This window comes from Sulfitobacter sp. HI0040 (assembly GCF_001634885.1).
Classification (GTDB): Bacteria; Pseudomonadota; Alphaproteobacteria; order Rhodobacterales; family Rhodobacteraceae; genus Sulfitobacter.
In genome coordinates, this window is record NZ_LWEX01000398.1 from 1 (window position 1) to 254 (window position 254).

Below are 254 nucleotides of genomic sequence, written 5' to 3' on the forward strand. Positions count from 1 at the left end.
GCCAAGCGACCGACGCTGGCCATCGGTTTCGCCTTTGCGGGCCAGGAAACCGACGATTTGCCGTTGGAACCCACGGACCAGCCACTTGACCTGATCGTGACCGAACAGGGCGTGATCGAACCGGGCTGAGCCGCCGCGTCAGGGCAATTTGCCCTTGTGGACCAGCGGGCCTGCGCCTACCCATTTATTATGAAAATACTTTACCTCGGCGACGTCATGGGGCGCGCGGGACGTCGCGCCATCACCGAAAACCT

1 pseudogene is annotated in these 254 nt (G+C 61.8%); it reads left to right on the top strand.

Features of this window, described 5'->3' with window-relative positions:
- Positions 1–129 (top strand): annotated as a pseudogene (locus A3728_RS16320) (5-formyltetrahydrofolate cyclo-ligase); the annotation flags it as partial.
- Positions 130–254: the final 125 nt, after the last annotated feature.